Origin of the sequence: Mammaliicoccus sp. I-M35, from assembly GCF_022386455.1 — a bacterium.
Taxonomy (GTDB): Bacteria; Bacillota; Bacilli; order Staphylococcales; family Staphylococcaceae; genus Mammaliicoccus; species Mammaliicoccus sciuri_A.
The window spans coordinates 1-15303 of the sequence record NZ_JAJNIL010000014.1 but is presented as its reverse complement, the minus strand read 5'-3'; the positions used below and the strand labels follow the sequence as shown (position 1 = coordinate 15303).

Sequence of the window (15303 nt, the reverse complement as noted above, 5' to 3'; positions counted from 1 at the left end):
AGAAAATGTGTTATATTTTTTATTTATTATGTCATACTAATTAAAATAAGTATTTTTATGCAATATATTGAATAACTATTTACAAATGGAATTGTATGTTGTAATATTATCTTTATAAATAAATAAGGAGCTGGTTTCATTGGGACGAAGTTATCTATGTTAAAAGAATTAAACAAGACAAGTTTTTTAAAAGAAGTTGATTTTTCTAAAGCAGAATTAGAATCACTTATTGATTTGGCAATGGAATTAAAATTCAAAGAAAAGCATCAGATCCCACATCGTTATTTAAACGGGAAACATATCGCTTTATTATTTGAAAAGCAATCTACAAGAACACGTTCAGCTTTCACAGTAGCTGCAACTAAAATGGGTGCAAGTGTGTCATATTTAGGTAAAGAGGATTTACAGCTAGGTAAGAAAGAATCTGTAGAAGATACAGCAGTCGTACTTGGATCTATGTTTGATGGAATTGCTTTTAGAGGATTTGAACAAAAGACAGTAGAAGACTTAGCTCAATATTCCAACGTACCCGTATGGAATGGCTTAACAAATGAGTGGCATCCTACACAAATGTTAGCGGACTTTATGACAATTAAAGAATACTTTGGTACATACGAAGGAAAGACTTTGACATTTATAGGAGATGGACGCAATAATGTTGCAAACTCATTGCTCGTTACGAGTGCAATTTTAGGTGTGAATATTCATATTGTTGCACCATCATCACTTCAACCAAATGAAGAAGTTCAAAATATGGCATTGTCATTTAGTAAAGAATCTGGAAGTGAAATATTAATTACAGATAATATCCAAGAAGGTATTTACGGCAGTGATATCATATATACAGATGTTTGGTGTTCAATGGGTGAGGAACAACAATTAGAAGAACGCTTTGAATTACTTAAAGATTACCAAGTAAATCAAAACTTAATTAATTTAACAGGTAAAAATGAAACTTTATTTTTACATTGCTTACCAGCTATTCATGATTTGAATACTGAAATGGGTGCGCTATGCTTCGAAAAGTTTGGTGTAACATGTATGGAAGTGACAGATGACGTATTTAGATCAGTTTATTCAAAAGTATTCCAACAAGCAGAAAATAGAATGCATACAATTAAAGCTTTATTAGCTACAACTTGTGGCGATATATATTAATAAATAAAGGCTGAGACATCCATGAATGTCTCAGCCTTTTATTGTTAACGAGCTTCTTTAGTTAATTTTTTTCTATTGCGATTAAGTTCTACATATTTACTGTAGCTATAAATGATAATACCTGCCCAAATAAATATGAATGTAATAAATTGATCAACATCGAAATGTTCGTTCAATAAGAATATACCAATAAAGAACATGATAGTTGGACCAATATATTGAATAAAGCCTGTTAAAGATAGAGGTATTCTTCTTGCGCCAGCACTAAATAAAATAAGTGGAACAGCTGTAACAGCACCAGAAAGTAATAACCATCCGCTTGAACTGTTCATACCAAATGTAACGGCATTATGTTGTGATAAGTAGAATATATAAATAAGTGCTGCTGGTAATGTCACGATACATTCTATCGTAATACTACTAAATGCATCGATATCTACAACTTTCTTGATCAATCCATAAAGCGCAAATGATGTTGCAAGTAATATTGATACGAATGGAAATTCTCCGACTTGAAAAGTCATATAAATAACACCAACAAATGCTAATAGAATAGCTACCCATTGAGCTTTTGAGAATCGTTCGCCTAGGAAAATAAAGGCTAGGAATATACTCATTAAAGGATTGATGTAATAACCAAGACTTGCTTGTAGTACATGGTGGTTATTAACCGCCCAAATAAATGTACCCCAGTTCACTGTAATTATATAACCAGCGATGATAATAGCGAATAGCATTTTCTTTTGTTTAAATAACTTAATTGTTGCTGCTTTGAACATTGGAAATTGTTTTGTAAATAATAACAGTAATAACATGAATACTGCTGACCATATAATACGATGTGCTAAAATTTCGAATGGTCCAATTTCACTTACGAGGTTCCAATAAATTGGTAGGACACCCCAAATAACATATGCAAATATTGCATATATAATACCTTTTTTAAATTCTGACATGATTTAGGACTCCCACTGTGATTGAATGACTTCTGCTTGATCGTGATAAATATTCGATGCGATATTCGCAAGTAATCTTGCAGTTCGATTATCTATATCGAATCTTGGTGATAGCTCAGCAATACTAATGCTTGAACTTTTGTTTGAGTTTGTAACTAATTGTAAAATTGTTTGAACAATTTGAGGTTGTAATCCCATAATACAAGGTGCACTTACTGCAGGTGCATAACTTACATCTATAGAATCAGTACATAATGTAATGAGGATTTCATCATAGCCTTCAATAAATGAATTAATAGAAGTAATTGTTTCTATCGATAAATGGCTACGAAGCTCATCTTCACGAATGTATTGGACACCATATTCATCAGCTCTTTCGAAGAGTGCTTTAGTATTACCATTTTTCTGAATACCTAACACAAAATAACCAACTTGATCATCTTGATCTAAAATCTGTTTAAACATTGTGCCAGAAGATGTTTTTTCGTCGTAATCTCTCATATCAAAATGTGCGTCTATGTTGATGATGCCAATTTTTTTGTCTTTGTTGGCTTTTCTTACACCTAAATAATGGCCATATAAGACTTCATGACCGCCACCAATAATAACTGTAAAGTCATTATGCAATAATATGTTTGAGATTTTATCTCCAAGTTCTGATTGCGCTTCTTCCATTTTATTTTTGTGGCAAATGACATCTCCGTAGTCAGTTAAATGTAAATACTCATTATGTATTGGCAAAGGACTTAAAGCTTTTCTAAAATGTTTAGGACCATCTACAGCACCTGGTCGACCATTATTTCTAGAAACACCTTCATCGCATTCAAAACCTATAAGTGCCATATTAACTTGATGTTCGAATTCTTTCTTTGGTGTAATGTCTTCTTTCTCAATATGAATTGAGTCAACGATTTGATGGAATCTAAAGGCAGAACGCAATGTTGTGCTATCTGTTCTACCTGTCCACTCATCCTTTTTAACACTTCTATACATATTTAATACCCCCTAAATGTTACAATAGTTTTTACTAATGTTAGTTTATCATGTATGATATTCTTATGTTTTATTAAATGCTTAATTATTTTATAAGAAAGAAGTGTCTTTAATGAATAGTAAGAAAGAAAAAGCAAAAAGGCCGAGGAGTGATTCTATGAAATGGATTTATGGTCTCTTAACAGTTTGCTTATTATTTCTAGTAGCATGTGACAACCAAACTTCTAAGAATAATGAACATAATGATAACGAAAAATCATCTGAAACGACTACTGAGAAAAAAACAACTTCAGAATCGACAGGTGAAGATGTTAAAACTAAAGAAGAAAAATCAAAAACAAATAATAATGATAACAATCAAAATGGCAATAACAATCAACAATCTTCAGATGAAATTCCAGTAGAAGAAAATGTAAATGGTGTTAAACCGAACAATCATAATGAAACTGAAAACTTTGATACAGAAGCTTATACAGTAGCTAGAAATTGTTTGTTAAATCAAGGTAACTCTCAAGCAGAATGTGATAAAGCAGAAAATACAATCGAATTTACGAGAGCTTGGCAAAATTTATCTCGTGATGGTTATTTATGTAATGATGATGGCTGTACATTACCTAAAGAAAATGATCAGAATAATCAAGGTCATCAAGATCAACATCACTCAAATACAAATGAAGATTCTAACCAAGATTCAAACCAAGGATCAAATGAACAAAGTAATGAACCCTACGAAGAGGATAATAATCAAGCTGATCCATCTCGAAACACGAATCAACAAGACGAGAATACAAATAGAGAAGGGCAAAGTCAAAATCGCTCTCAACAATCAAGCAACAATGAATCCACTCAAAGTGATCATCAGCAAGAAACACAATTAAACAAAGCAAGCTAAATAAAAAACGTTCATCTAATGCGATGAACGTTTTTTAATTGTGAAATAAGGGGGTTATTTCAACAATGGTATAGGGTTATGTTTAATATGACTTACAACTATAGTTTAACAGGGATTAATAACAAATCAATACTTATGTGATTGTTTTCACAATTTTGTCATTTGAACTACATTTATGTGAGGTATATCACTATAAAGTCACAAAGTGTTCGTATACTTGTTCGGTATTTTGTGGTAAAATAGAATAAAGTAATTGAAAAGAGGAAACATTAATATGACAGGAAAAACACATCTCTCATGCGGTATATTCATCGGGTCATCATTAAGTATTTATTATGGAGAAGATATTTTTACATCATTTACGATTGTAAGTTTATGTGGTGTAGCGAGTTTGGTCCCAGATATTTGTCATTTCAAAAGTAATCTAGGTAAGAAAATATTTCCGATTAGTTTTGTTATTAGGTTAATTTTTGGACACCGAACGTTTACCCATTCATTATTATTTCTATTTTTAATATTTTGGGGATTGAGAACAATATCCGCACCAGAACCATATTTAGTTTCGATTATATTGGGTATGTTATCGCATATCATTTTAGATATGTTAACACCAAGAGGGGTCAAACTATTTTATCCTTTAAATGTCTCGGTTAAATTACCCATTGTATTTAGAACGGGCGGTGTTATGGATTTAAGCTTATCATCTGCATTTACCATTATCACAGTCATTTTATGGTGGAAAGATATTTATCGATTGTTTATATAAAAAAAGAAGCTAAGACCAAAGGTAGTGTCTTAGCTTTCATTAAACATTATGTTATTTTCCGAATTTACCTTTTAAATCTTCGCCTTTTTCTTTAGCAAAGTCTTTACCTTTTTCAGTATATTCGTCTTTATTCTCTTCTAAATGATCCTTACCTTTTTCAACTGCTTTGTCTTTTGCATCGTTAAACTTATCTCCTAAACTCATAATAAAATCCTCCTTGGCCTATTATATATAGGAATATTTTGTGCTTAAAGCAACACATTATTATAAATACCCATTTAATTTTAAAATAATCATTTTAATTATAAATTTTTTGTGATATTTTTAGACAAATCATTCTAAAGTCGTATAATAAGAATGAGTCAAATTTTCGGAGGTATTATAATGCTAGATGAAACAAACCTGAAAGAACATGGTCAACATCACATTTTAGAATATACTAAAGTGATGAGCCAAAGTGAGAAAGAACAATTAGAATCTGATATCAATCAATTAGATTTAGATGAAATAGATAAGCTATATCAAGATGTATACATAAATAGAAAAACAATAGATGTTGCAGATAATATAGAACAAGTTGAGTTTGAAGTTAAAGATCAACTTTCAGAAGAACAACTGAAATCTTACCGTTCACTTGGTATACAAGCGATTAAAGATGGTAAATTTGCTGTATTATTAATGGCTGGTGGGCAAGGTACAAGATTAGGTCATAAAGGACCAAAAGGTACATTCTCATTCAATAACAAAAGTTTATTTGAAAGACAAGCAGAGCAATTAAAGCAATTAACAGAAGAAGTGGGTACGCCAATTCATTGGTATATCATGACAAGTGACGTGAATCATAAAGATACATTGTCATTTTTCTTAGAAAACAAATACTTTGATTACGATGAAAATTATATTCATTTCTTTAAGCAAGACCACATTGTATCTTTAACGACGGACGGTCAATTAATTTTAGATACAAATAGAAGAGTCATGCGCACACCTAATGGTAATGGTGGTGTATTCAAATCTCTAGAGAAGACAAAGTTACTTGCTGAAATGAAAGAAAATGGTGTGGAATACTTATTCTTAAACAACATTGATAATGCGCTCGTAAAAGTTCTGGATCCTGAATTTGTTGGATTTACAGTTGAACATAATAGTGATGTGACAACTAAATCTATTAAAGCGCATAGTGGCGAAAAAGTTGGTCGTCTTGTATCAATTGATGGTAAAAAACGTGTATTAGAGTATTCTGAGCTATCTGAAGATGATGTTGATAAACTAGAGAATGCTAACATTGGTATTCATGTATTTAAATTAGATTTTCTTATAGAAGCGGCTTCTAAACCATTGCCGTATCATTTAGCAGTTAAGAAGTTAAAACAATTAGATGAAGACTTCAGTGTTGTAGAAGAAGAGTCATTGAAATTCGAATTGTTTTATTTTGATATTTTCAAATATGCAGAATCATTTGCTACACTACAAGTAGATAGAACGAAAGAATTTAGCCCTTTAAAGAACAAAGAAGGACAAGACAGTATCGAAACAGCGCAAAGAGATTTAGAGAACAATCAACTATTATAAAAAGAGGTATATGAATGGAACAAATCAATCATACAAAGTCTCATCCTAGAAAAAACGGGAAAGTTAAAGAAGCATTTAAAGATATTATGCCACTTTCCTTCGGTGAGGAAGTTGGTAATGCAGTATCACATGGTGTCCCTGCTTTCTTTCTATTATTCTTCTTACCATACGCAGCAGTAGAAAGTTATATTAGTGATGGCGCACTTAAATCGACGAGTGTCTCTATTTATATTATAAGTATTATGCTGATGTTTTTATCATCTGCGATTTATCACTCAATGTCATCTTCATCACCTCAGAAATACATTATGAGAATTATTGATCATAGTATGATTTATATCGCAATTTGTGGAACGTACACGCCGATTGCATTATCGTTAGTTGGCGGCTGGTTAGGTTGGCTAATTATGGCAGTCCAATGGGGAATTACAATTTGGGGCATTATATATAAATCAACAGCTAAGAACGTTAATCATAAATTAAGTTTAGCGATGTATTTAATTATGGGTTGGATGGGTGTTCTCATGTTACCAACAGTTATCAATAAGACATCGTTAATATTTATGTTGTTTATTTTATTTGGAGGTCTTAGTTATACAGTAGGAGCATGGTTCTATGCTCAAAAAGATAAAAAATACTTCCATATGATTTGGCACTTCTTCATTTTGATTGCTTCTATTTTTCATTTTCTAGCAATTATGTACTTTATGTAGGAGGATAAGATGAACTATCGTTTGTATTATACGGTTCTTACAATTATTATTTTAATTCAAGGCTATTTCTTTTATTACTTTGTATTTAGTGACGGCAAACAAAGTGGTTTGCAGTTTATGGGTATTGTTTCACTTATATTCGGTCTAATATTAGTTTATGCACTAGTATTATTGATTAAACACCAACGCAGAAATAATAAACAAACGTTTAATGAACATCTTAAAAAAGGTGAACAAAGACGATTGAAATAAAGTTAGTGAGCAGGATATGTAATCTCTTTAGAATATTGAGGTTTCTATCCTGCTCTTTTTGTTATTTTTTTGCAAAACGGGTAAATAGATAATATTAAATGTTATACGATATGAATAGGGGGAAATCATAATGTCAGAAAAAAGAGATTTTGAAACATTCGATCGTGACAAACTAAATGTTAATGAAGAGCTTCAGGGAGAAACAGTAGAAGATAGAAGCGGCCATAAGATTGACCAGACTGATGATCAGTTTCTTGATATGACAAAAGATGAAATTAAAAGTAAAAATCAAATTGAAAAGAAACTCGTAGAAAAACTGGATAATATTGTTGAACAAGGGGCAACATTAGAAAAACAAGAAGAAGTCACTCAGTTACACAGAGAATGGTTAACATTCAGTTGGCCAAATTATACAGAAGATAAACACTTAGAAATTATTAATATGTATGAAGCGGATAATAGATATAAAGCATATTTTGGTGAAGAAAGAACGGAAGCATTAATTACTGCCGTTAAGCATGTCATACTATAAAAATGAACTTTATAAAATTAAAATAGGAGACATCGATTTTATCGGTGTCTTTTTTACTATTAAATATGTAGAATTAGAATAAACTTGAATGTATAAGGGAGCTGAATCGGATGAAAAAGTTATATCATAATGGAACAATATATACGATGGAAAGACCAGATGATACATATGCAGGGGTAATTGTAGAAAATGGTTTGATAGAAGCTGTTTTATCAAAAGAAGATTTAAACCAAATTCAAACAACGGATTATGAAACAATCGATTTAAAAGGTGGGACGATGTTTCCGGGTTTTGTTGAAACACATATTCATGTTATGGGGACTGGTGTTTGGTTATCATCAGTCATTTTAAATGGTGAAACAAATATCGAAAATGTTAAACAAAAAATTAGCCAAAAAGCACAAACGCTACAACCAGGTGAATGGTTAGTTGCTGAAGGGTATGACGAAAATTTATTAAATGGCATTAGACTTAATAAATTTGATTTAGATGAATTATGCAAAGATAATCCGGTAATTGTAAAAAGGGTATGTAGACATGCAGCAATCGTCAATTCGAAAGCGTTAGAGATTTTAGGTATGACAAATGATGTCGAAAATCCTGACGGTGGTTCATATGAAAAACAAGAAGGTGAACTGACTGGTTGGTTATATGATACAGCTATGGAACCATTTGAAGAATTAGCTTCAAATGAAGATGAACAGTCTCTTACTAAACATTTAAATAACGCGATTACATATTTATATCAGTATGGTATAACAGGATCGCATACAGAAGATTTAGGTTACTACGAAGATTATAAAGATGTCTTAAATGCTTATAAAACAGTTGTAGGACCAGGTGAAGATCAAAAGCCATTTAGAGTACGATTGTTACGACACTTTAGTGTTTATGAACAAATGATGGAAGAACAGGCGACTTTTGTTGATAAATGGATAGAACCTGATGCTATGAAATTTTATGCAGATGGTGCTTTTGGTGGCAGTACAGCATTGTTGAAAGAACCTTATTCTAATGATCCTACTGGAACGAATTATGGACTTGCGATATATACACAAGAAGAACTCGAAGAAAAAGTGAAAATCGCAAGAAAATATAATGGTGCGATAGCTGTTCATATGATTGGTGACAAAGCTTGTGAAATGGTATTAGATGCAATAGAAAAATATCCTGTGCCAAACGGACTAAGAGATAGATTAATTCACATTAGTACATTAAATGAAGAACTGTTACAACGTGTTGCGAAGTTACCTGTGATTTGTGATGTTCAGCCACAATTTATTACAAGTGATTTTCCGTGGGTTCAAGATAAAGTAGGGGAAGAAAGAGCAAGATATTTATATCCATTCAAGTCAATGTTAGACTTAGGTATTATAATAGGTGGGGGTTCAGATGCACCGATTGAAACACCGAATCCTATGCTAGGTATTCATGCGGCAGTTAATAGACAAACGTATGGTGAAGAAGGTGCGTATTTCTTTGAAGAAGCACTTTCGGTATTTGATGCTTTACGTTTATATACAACACTTGCGAGTGAGATTGGTCAAACGACTGACCGTACTGGAAGAATTAAAGTAGGATATGAAGCGGATTTCACTGTGTTAGATCAAGATCCATTTAAGGTTAACCGTCAAGATTTAGCACAAATTCAAGCTAAATTAACAATTGTTAACGGAAATATTGTATATGAAAGAGCGTGAATTATGACTAAGAACAAAGGAATTGTGTTGGCTTTAGTACTTATTATGTTTATGAGTGCTATAGAAACATCAATCGTATCTTTAGCAACACCAACGATGCAGAAAGACTTTAATATTGATACGGAAGTTGCATTAATCTTTACAGTATATTTAATAGCGGTTGTGTTTATGACACCAATCGTTGGTGAACTTGTAAAGAGAATTAATATTAAGTTAGTAGTGTTACTAGGGATATCTGTATTTATTATTGGTAGTGTATTTTGTGGGTTAAGTGAAATGACACATAGTTTCCCATTGCTAGTTATTTCTAGAATTGTTCAAGGTTTAGGTGCAGGTGTCATGATGACATTAGGTCAAGTTGTACCTAAACTTGCTTTTCCAATTCCGAGAAGATATAAAGTGATGGGTATTGTTGGAAGTGTTTGGGGTATATCTAGTATTGTAGGACCACTGTTAGGTGGCGCAATATTAGAATCTTTAAACTGGAGCTTTCTATTTTATATCAATGTACCTATAGCTTTAGTATCTATGTGGTTGGTTATAAAGTATTTTAATTTCGAACAAGAAAAAGTAGAAAAAACTAAATTAGATTATAAAGGCTTATTCATATTTTATGGTGTGGTCGCAAGCTTTTTACTAATTGTTGCAGAACATATACCATTTATTTTACGTATGATTTGCTTCATATTATTAATTGGATTTGTCGTATTACTCTACAGAGTTGAGACGCGTATGAGAAATCCGTTTGTACCTGTTGAAGCATTTAATAGAAAAATCATTCTCGTGTTGTTTACAGATATGATTTATTCAACAATGTTGATGGGCTACACTATTTTTATGCCAATCTATTTACAAAATGAACAAGGCTTTACACCGTTACAAAGTGGTTTAATCATTTTTCCAATGTCGGTAGGTTGGTTGTTTATCACGTTTGTACTTGGTAGATTAGATCAACTTAAATTGAAATTCATTTATATGTTAGCTTTCTTGGCAATGTTTGTTGGTAGCTTTGCTATATTAACAGGCGTCGAATGGATTGTAATCATCCCATTTGCTGTTTTTGTAATGGGTGTATCATTTGGTACGGTATATACGAAAGATGTTGTCGTTGTTCAAGAAGAAGCACCGCATCACCAATTAGGTTCCATGATGTCGATTTATACATTATTTAAGACAATAGGTAGTACAACTGGATCGTTAATTGTTTCTTCAATATATGTATTAAACATTTCATTTTTAAGTTACGGCGTTCAAAATATTATGTTGTATATTATATTAGTAGTCGTTACATTGACGATTGTATGGTCTATTGTATTTAAAGAAAAGCGAAGAAAAAGTTTTTAAAGGTAAAACATATTTAGAGGGAGTCACAATGTATGAAAAGAAAAAATAAGCGTTTTGATATTTTTCATTTATTGTCCATATTGATTATTATAAGTATTTTCACATTGTCTGGTGCAATTTTTATTGTACTACTTTCTTTTGGTATGTTTGGATTAAGCAGAATTTTAATTTATTATGGCTTAGCAGAATTCAACTACAATAAAAGTATGATAGATAACTTGTTCTATTATGGTAGTTATATATTGTTTGGCTACTTTACACTTGTCGCTATAGAATTTTTATTAGATAGATTTAAAAATAGACTAAATGATAATCCGTATTTCAAGGGTATGACTTTTCATTTATTAACAATTACTGTTAGCACGATTATGTTTTATTTCACAGTACATATATATTATTCACAAATCAAAATTGACTTTTGGGTCATTTTAGTGATTATCACTGTTTTATATATATGTACTGAAATTTTCTATCCAGATAGCAAAAATTTAAACCGATGAAACATTTATTTTGATTTCCGAAATAAAATAGTGCATAATAGCAAAGGTATATTTGGAAGGAGTTGAAACCATGAATGTTCAGGACATTTCAAAAGGTCAAAGAAATTTAGTAGTAGCTGTAATGTTAGTAAGTGCCTTTGTGGCGATTTTAAACCAAACTTTATTAAATACAGCAATACCTGAAATCATGGTACATTTAAAAATCGATGCCAACCAAGGTCAATGGTTAATGACAGGATTTATGTTAGTCAACGGTGTTATGATACCGGCTACAGCATTTTTGATGGATAAATTTAATACAAGACCACTTTATTTAATGGCGATGTTATCATTTACAATCGGTACTTTAGTTGCCGCTTTATCGCCAAACTTCGGAATATTAATGTTAGCAAGAGTACTTCAAGCAATGGGTGCAGGTGTTATGATGCCCCTTATGCAATTTGTACTCTTTAATTTATTCCCTAAAGAAAAACGTGGTTTTGCGATGGGTATGGCAGGTCTCGTTATCTCATTCGCCCCAGCATTAGGTCCAACGTTATCTGGTTATCTCGTTGATAACTTTAGTTGGAGAAGTCCATTCTACACAATCATTCCATTCGCGGTTGTAGCATTAGCTTTTGGTGCGAAATACTTAACGAATATTTCTAAACCAAAAGATGTTCACTTAGATGTACCATCTATTATTCTATCTACAGTAGGCTTTGGATCTTTATTATATGGATTCAGTAGCGCAGGATCTCTAGGATTCACATCACCAATTGTTATCGTTACATTAATTGTAGGTATCGTAACGTTAGTAATCTTCGTATTAAGACAGTTGAAATTAGAAACCCCATTATTGAATATAAGAGTATTCAAATATAAAACATTTGCATTAACAACAATCATAGGTATTTTCTCAATGGTTTCTTTAATTGGACCATCACTATTAATGCCAATGTATATGCAAGATGCAAGAGGATATTCAGCATTAATTTCTGGTTTACTATTATTACCAGGTGCAATCATTACAGGTGTTATGTCACTTGTAACAGGTCGTTTGTTCGACAAATACGGTGCGAAATGGTTGGCAATCATCGGATTTACAATCATTACAGTCACAACTCTCATGCTTGCATTCTTAAATGATAGTACATCACTACTTTATTTAATTGTTGTTTATTCAATTAGAATGTTTGGTGTCTCTATGATAATGATGCCTGTTAATACTGCAGGATTAAATGCGATTCCAAACGAAGTATTATCCCATGGTACAGCAATGATGAATACACTAAGAACAATCTCAGGTTCAATTGGTACAGGTATATTAGTAACGATTATGTCGATTGGTGCTAAGAACTTTGAACCTTCAAAGACACAATTAGAACATGCCAATGCAGGTAATACTGCGAAGATATTACAATCTGAAGCAATGATTCACGGTATTAATATTGCTTTCTTAGTATTAACTGTTATTGTATTTTTCGGAGTTGTATTATCTATATTTATTAAATCAGAAAACAAACATAGTAATACAAGAATACCGAACCATTCTAAATAAGAAGATTTAAAGAGACTGAGACATAATGTAATGTTTCAGTCTCTTTTTACAACTTGGCAGTAGATGTCTGAATTGAAAATGCGCTTGTACCAAGCTTTTTTCAACTCTAGTCATCCTTACCGGGGTGGGACTACGAAATCTATTTATATAAATTAGATTTCTGTCCCGCTCCCTTTTTTAAACAATAAACTACCTGTATGTTTAAATTTTTTGTTACACTGAATATAATGATAAGTAGATAATTATTTTAGAAGGGGAGTCGTAGATTTTGTTATCAGTAGAACAGGTTAAAGAACTTGTGGGAGCGTTACATGATCCGATTGTAGATGTACCACTTAAAGAAACAGGCGGCATAGTTGAAGTTAGCATCAAAGAAGAAAAAGAGCATGTGAGTGTCAAAGTTGCGATAGCTAAGCTTGGCGGACAACCACAACTAGATTTACAAATGGAAATTGTAGATCTATTAAAAGAAAATGGTGCGAAAACTGTAGGGATAAGATTTGATGAATTATCTGATGAAGCATTAGAAAAATTCAAAGGTATAATGGAAGAACAAACGATAGAAGGACTATTATCTAAAGATAATCCAGTTGAATTCATTGCAGTTGCCTCAGGTAAAGGCGGTGTTGGTAAATCAACAGTAGCCGTTAACTTAGCAGTATCTCTTGCTAGAGAAGGTAAAAAAGTAGGACTCGTTGATGCTGATATATATGGATTTAGTGTTCCAGATATGATGGGTATACAAGAAAAACCAGAAGTAGAAGGCGAACAAATTATTCCTGTTGAGCGTGAAGGCGTTAAAGTTATTTCTATGGCATTTTTCGTTGAAGAAAATGCACCTGTCATTTGGAGAGGTCCAATGTTAGGAAAAATGATCACAAGTTTCTTTACAGAAGTTAAATGGGGAGAATTAGATTACTTAATACTTGATTTACCACCAGGTACTGGTGATGTAGCTTTAGATGTACATACAATGTTACCTTCAAGTAAAGAAATTATTGTAACGACACCTCATCCAACTGCAGCATTTGTTGCAGCAAGAGCAGGTGCAATGGCTAAACATACTGAACATTCTATTTTAGGTGTAATCGAAAATATGTCTTATTTCCAAAGTAAAGAAACAGGAAATAAAGAATATGTATTCGGTAAAGGCGGCGGTGCTAAATTAGCACAAGAACTTCAAACGACGTTATTAGGTGAGCTTCCATTAAGTCAACCTGAGTGGGATGAAAATAACTTTTCACCTTCTATCTATAAAGAACATGAAGATTTAGGTAAAGTTTATAGTCAAATTGCTAAGAATATCATTAATATAACAGATGAAGATTAGTGCGGAGGTAAGCAAGTGACTTTAAAATATTTAATTCAATTTTACAGAAATACACTGTTGATAGGTGTAGTTGTGACATATATTGCGTCACTTATCTTTGGATATGATAAAGTAACGAAATATTTATTTGCTGGAGAAATAGGTGAGTTTGTAGCAGCTTCAATATGGTTCTTAGTTGTAGGACTACTTGTAGCAACTATTAGTCAGCTTGCATATTTCATCTATTTATTCATTAATCAATTAGGCATAGGTATCTTTGGTAAGATATGGCCACATGTACAAATCGTTGTAACAGTATTTGCTATATTTGATTTAGTGTATTTTAGATTTTTAAGATTTGGTGGAACAGATCAAATCATATCATTTATTTGGCTACCAATCGTTGTCGTTATTTTTGCAATCATTACAAGTAATATAAAAAACAAACAATCTAAAAAGAATTTATGGATTCCATCTATGTTTTTCATGGTTGTTATGACAACTGTAGAACTTATACCATTTTTAAGAGTAGAAGATACAAGTTGGATTTATCTTACAATCTTTGGATTATTATTATGTAATGCTTATCAATTAATTACATTACCTAAATATAATGCGTTGTCTCTTGAAGAGAGAAAAGCAAAAAAATCAAAGTTGAATAAAGACGGTAAATCATTGAAGAAATGATAAAAAGCACAAGATTAAATTCTATTTACACCTTAATCTTGTGCTTTTTAATTTTTTGTTAAAAAAGATGATAAATAGTGTTGACTTTTAAAACCTCACTTGATATTATATAAAAGTCGCTGAAAACGACAGCACAACAACGAAAAAAGTTATCAAAACTTTTTCTTGAAAGTGTAAAATTGACTCTTGTTAATACGAAATAAATGTTATATATTTATAAACGTGTTAAAAATAAGTTAACAAAATTAGTTGAAAACAAACATTGTTTTTAGTACAATATTGTTTAGACGCAAATTAGATGAACATTGAAAACTGAATGACAATATGTCAACGTTAATTCCAATAATTGAGTACTGAAAGTACTTCAGAGTGATTGGCTTAACCAATCA

16 protein-coding genes are annotated in these 15303 nt (G+C 31.7%); 13 read left to right on the top strand and 3 right to left on the bottom strand.

Annotated features, from left to right (window positions below; all coding sequences use genetic code 11):
• Positions 1-156 precede the first annotated feature (156 nt).
• On the top strand, positions 157-1158 hold the full coding sequence (argF, locus tag LQ679_RS13305) for an ornithine carbamoyltransferase (protein ID WP_204255353.1): 1002 nt from the start codon (positions 157-159) through the stop codon (positions 1156-1158).
• Between the two features lie 44 nt (positions 1159-1202).
• Here the strand turns inward: argF and rarD are convergent, their stop codons facing one another.
• Together rarD and hutG are read right to left on the bottom strand one after the other, a co-directional pair.
• Entirely contained in the window at positions 1203-2114 is a 912-nt protein-coding gene (rarD, locus tag LQ679_RS13300; protein WP_103361308.1) for an EamA family transporter RarD, read from the bottom strand.
• A 3-nt stretch (positions 2115-2117) separates the two neighbouring features.
• On the bottom strand, positions 2118-3107 hold the full coding sequence (hutG, locus tag LQ679_RS13295; protein ID WP_037590419.1) for a formimidoylglutamase: 990 nt from the start codon (positions 3105-3107) through the stop codon (positions 2118-2120).
• Positions 3108-3264: 157 nt separating this feature from the next.
• Between hutG and LQ679_RS13290 the strand changes: the two genes are divergently transcribed.
• Together LQ679_RS13290 and LQ679_RS13285 are read left to right on the top strand one after the other, a co-directional pair.
• Positions 3265-3999: a hypothetical protein gene (locus tag LQ679_RS13290; RefSeq protein ID WP_191835692.1), complete on the top strand. Its 735-nt coding sequence runs from the start codon at positions 3265-3267 to the stop codon at positions 3997-3999.
• 274 nt (positions 4000-4273) lie between these two features.
• A complete protein-coding gene (locus tag LQ679_RS13285; RefSeq protein WP_037590422.1) occupies positions 4274-4765 on the top strand; it encodes a metal-dependent hydrolase in 492 nt (163 codons plus the stop codon).
• A 51-nt stretch (positions 4766-4816) separates the two neighbouring features.
• Here LQ679_RS13285 and LQ679_RS13280 read toward each other — a convergent pair whose 3' ends face one another.
• Entirely contained in the window at positions 4817-4969 is a 153-nt protein-coding gene (locus LQ679_RS13280) for a hypothetical protein (protein ID WP_162841906.1), read from the bottom strand.
• Positions 4970-5149: 180 nt separating this feature from the next.
• On the opposite strand from LQ679_RS13280, the gene LQ679_RS13275 reads away from it, so the two are divergent.
• The 10 genes from LQ679_RS13275 (at position 5150) to LQ679_RS13230 (ending at position 14914) form a co-directional block, all read left to right on the top strand.
• On the top strand, positions 5150-6337 hold the full coding sequence (locus LQ679_RS13275) for a UTP--glucose-1-phosphate uridylyltransferase (protein ID WP_204188298.1): 1188 nt from the start codon (positions 5150-5152) through the stop codon (positions 6335-6337).
• 14 nt (positions 6338-6351) lie between these two features.
• On the top strand, positions 6352-7050 hold the full coding sequence (gene trhA / locus LQ679_RS13270) for a PAQR family membrane homeostasis protein TrhA (protein ID WP_051575476.1): 699 nt from the start codon (positions 6352-6354) through the stop codon (positions 7048-7050).
• Between the two features lie 9 nt (positions 7051-7059).
• Positions 7060-7302: a hypothetical protein gene (locus tag LQ679_RS13265; protein ID WP_037590426.1), complete on the top strand. Its 243-nt coding sequence runs from the start codon at positions 7060-7062 to the stop codon at positions 7300-7302.
• A 130-nt stretch (positions 7303-7432) separates the two neighbouring features.
• Positions 7433-7834, top strand: coding sequence for a TipAS antibiotic-recognition domain-containing protein (locus tag LQ679_RS13260; protein ID WP_239763287.1), 402 nt, complete (start codon positions 7433-7435; stop codon positions 7832-7834).
• 110 nt (positions 7835-7944) lie between these two features.
• Complete coding sequence (locus tag LQ679_RS13255) at positions 7945-9534, top strand: amidohydrolase (RefSeq protein WP_037590429.1); 1590 nt, start codon at positions 7945-7947, stop codon at positions 9532-9534.
• Positions 9535-9537: 3 nt separating this feature from the next.
• On the top strand, positions 9538-10878 hold the full coding sequence (sdrM, locus tag LQ679_RS13250; RefSeq protein WP_204168542.1) for a multidrug efflux MFS transporter SdrM: 1341 nt from the start codon (positions 9538-9540) through the stop codon (positions 10876-10878).
• 32 nt (positions 10879-10910) lie between these two features.
• On the top strand, positions 10911-11378 hold the full coding sequence (locus LQ679_RS13245) for a SepA family multidrug efflux transporter (RefSeq protein WP_037590433.1): 468 nt from the start codon (positions 10911-10913) through the stop codon (positions 11376-11378).
• A gap of 70 nt (positions 11379-11448) precedes the next feature.
• Positions 11449-12918, top strand: coding sequence for an MDR family MFS transporter (locus LQ679_RS13240; protein WP_037590435.1), 1470 nt, complete (start codon positions 11449-11451; stop codon positions 12916-12918).
• Positions 12919-13186: 268 nt separating this feature from the next.
• Positions 13187-14248 carry an Mrp/NBP35 family ATP-binding protein gene (locus LQ679_RS13235; protein ID WP_037590437.1) on the top strand — a complete coding sequence of 354 codons (1062 nt, stop codon included), beginning with the start codon at positions 13187-13189 and terminating at the stop codon, positions 14246-14248.
• A 15-nt stretch (positions 14249-14263) separates the two neighbouring features.
• Positions 14264-14914, top strand: coding sequence for a KinB-signaling pathway activation protein (locus tag LQ679_RS13230; RefSeq protein WP_159316331.1), 651 nt, complete (start codon positions 14264-14266; stop codon positions 14912-14914).
• Positions 14915-15303 lie beyond the last annotated feature (389 nt).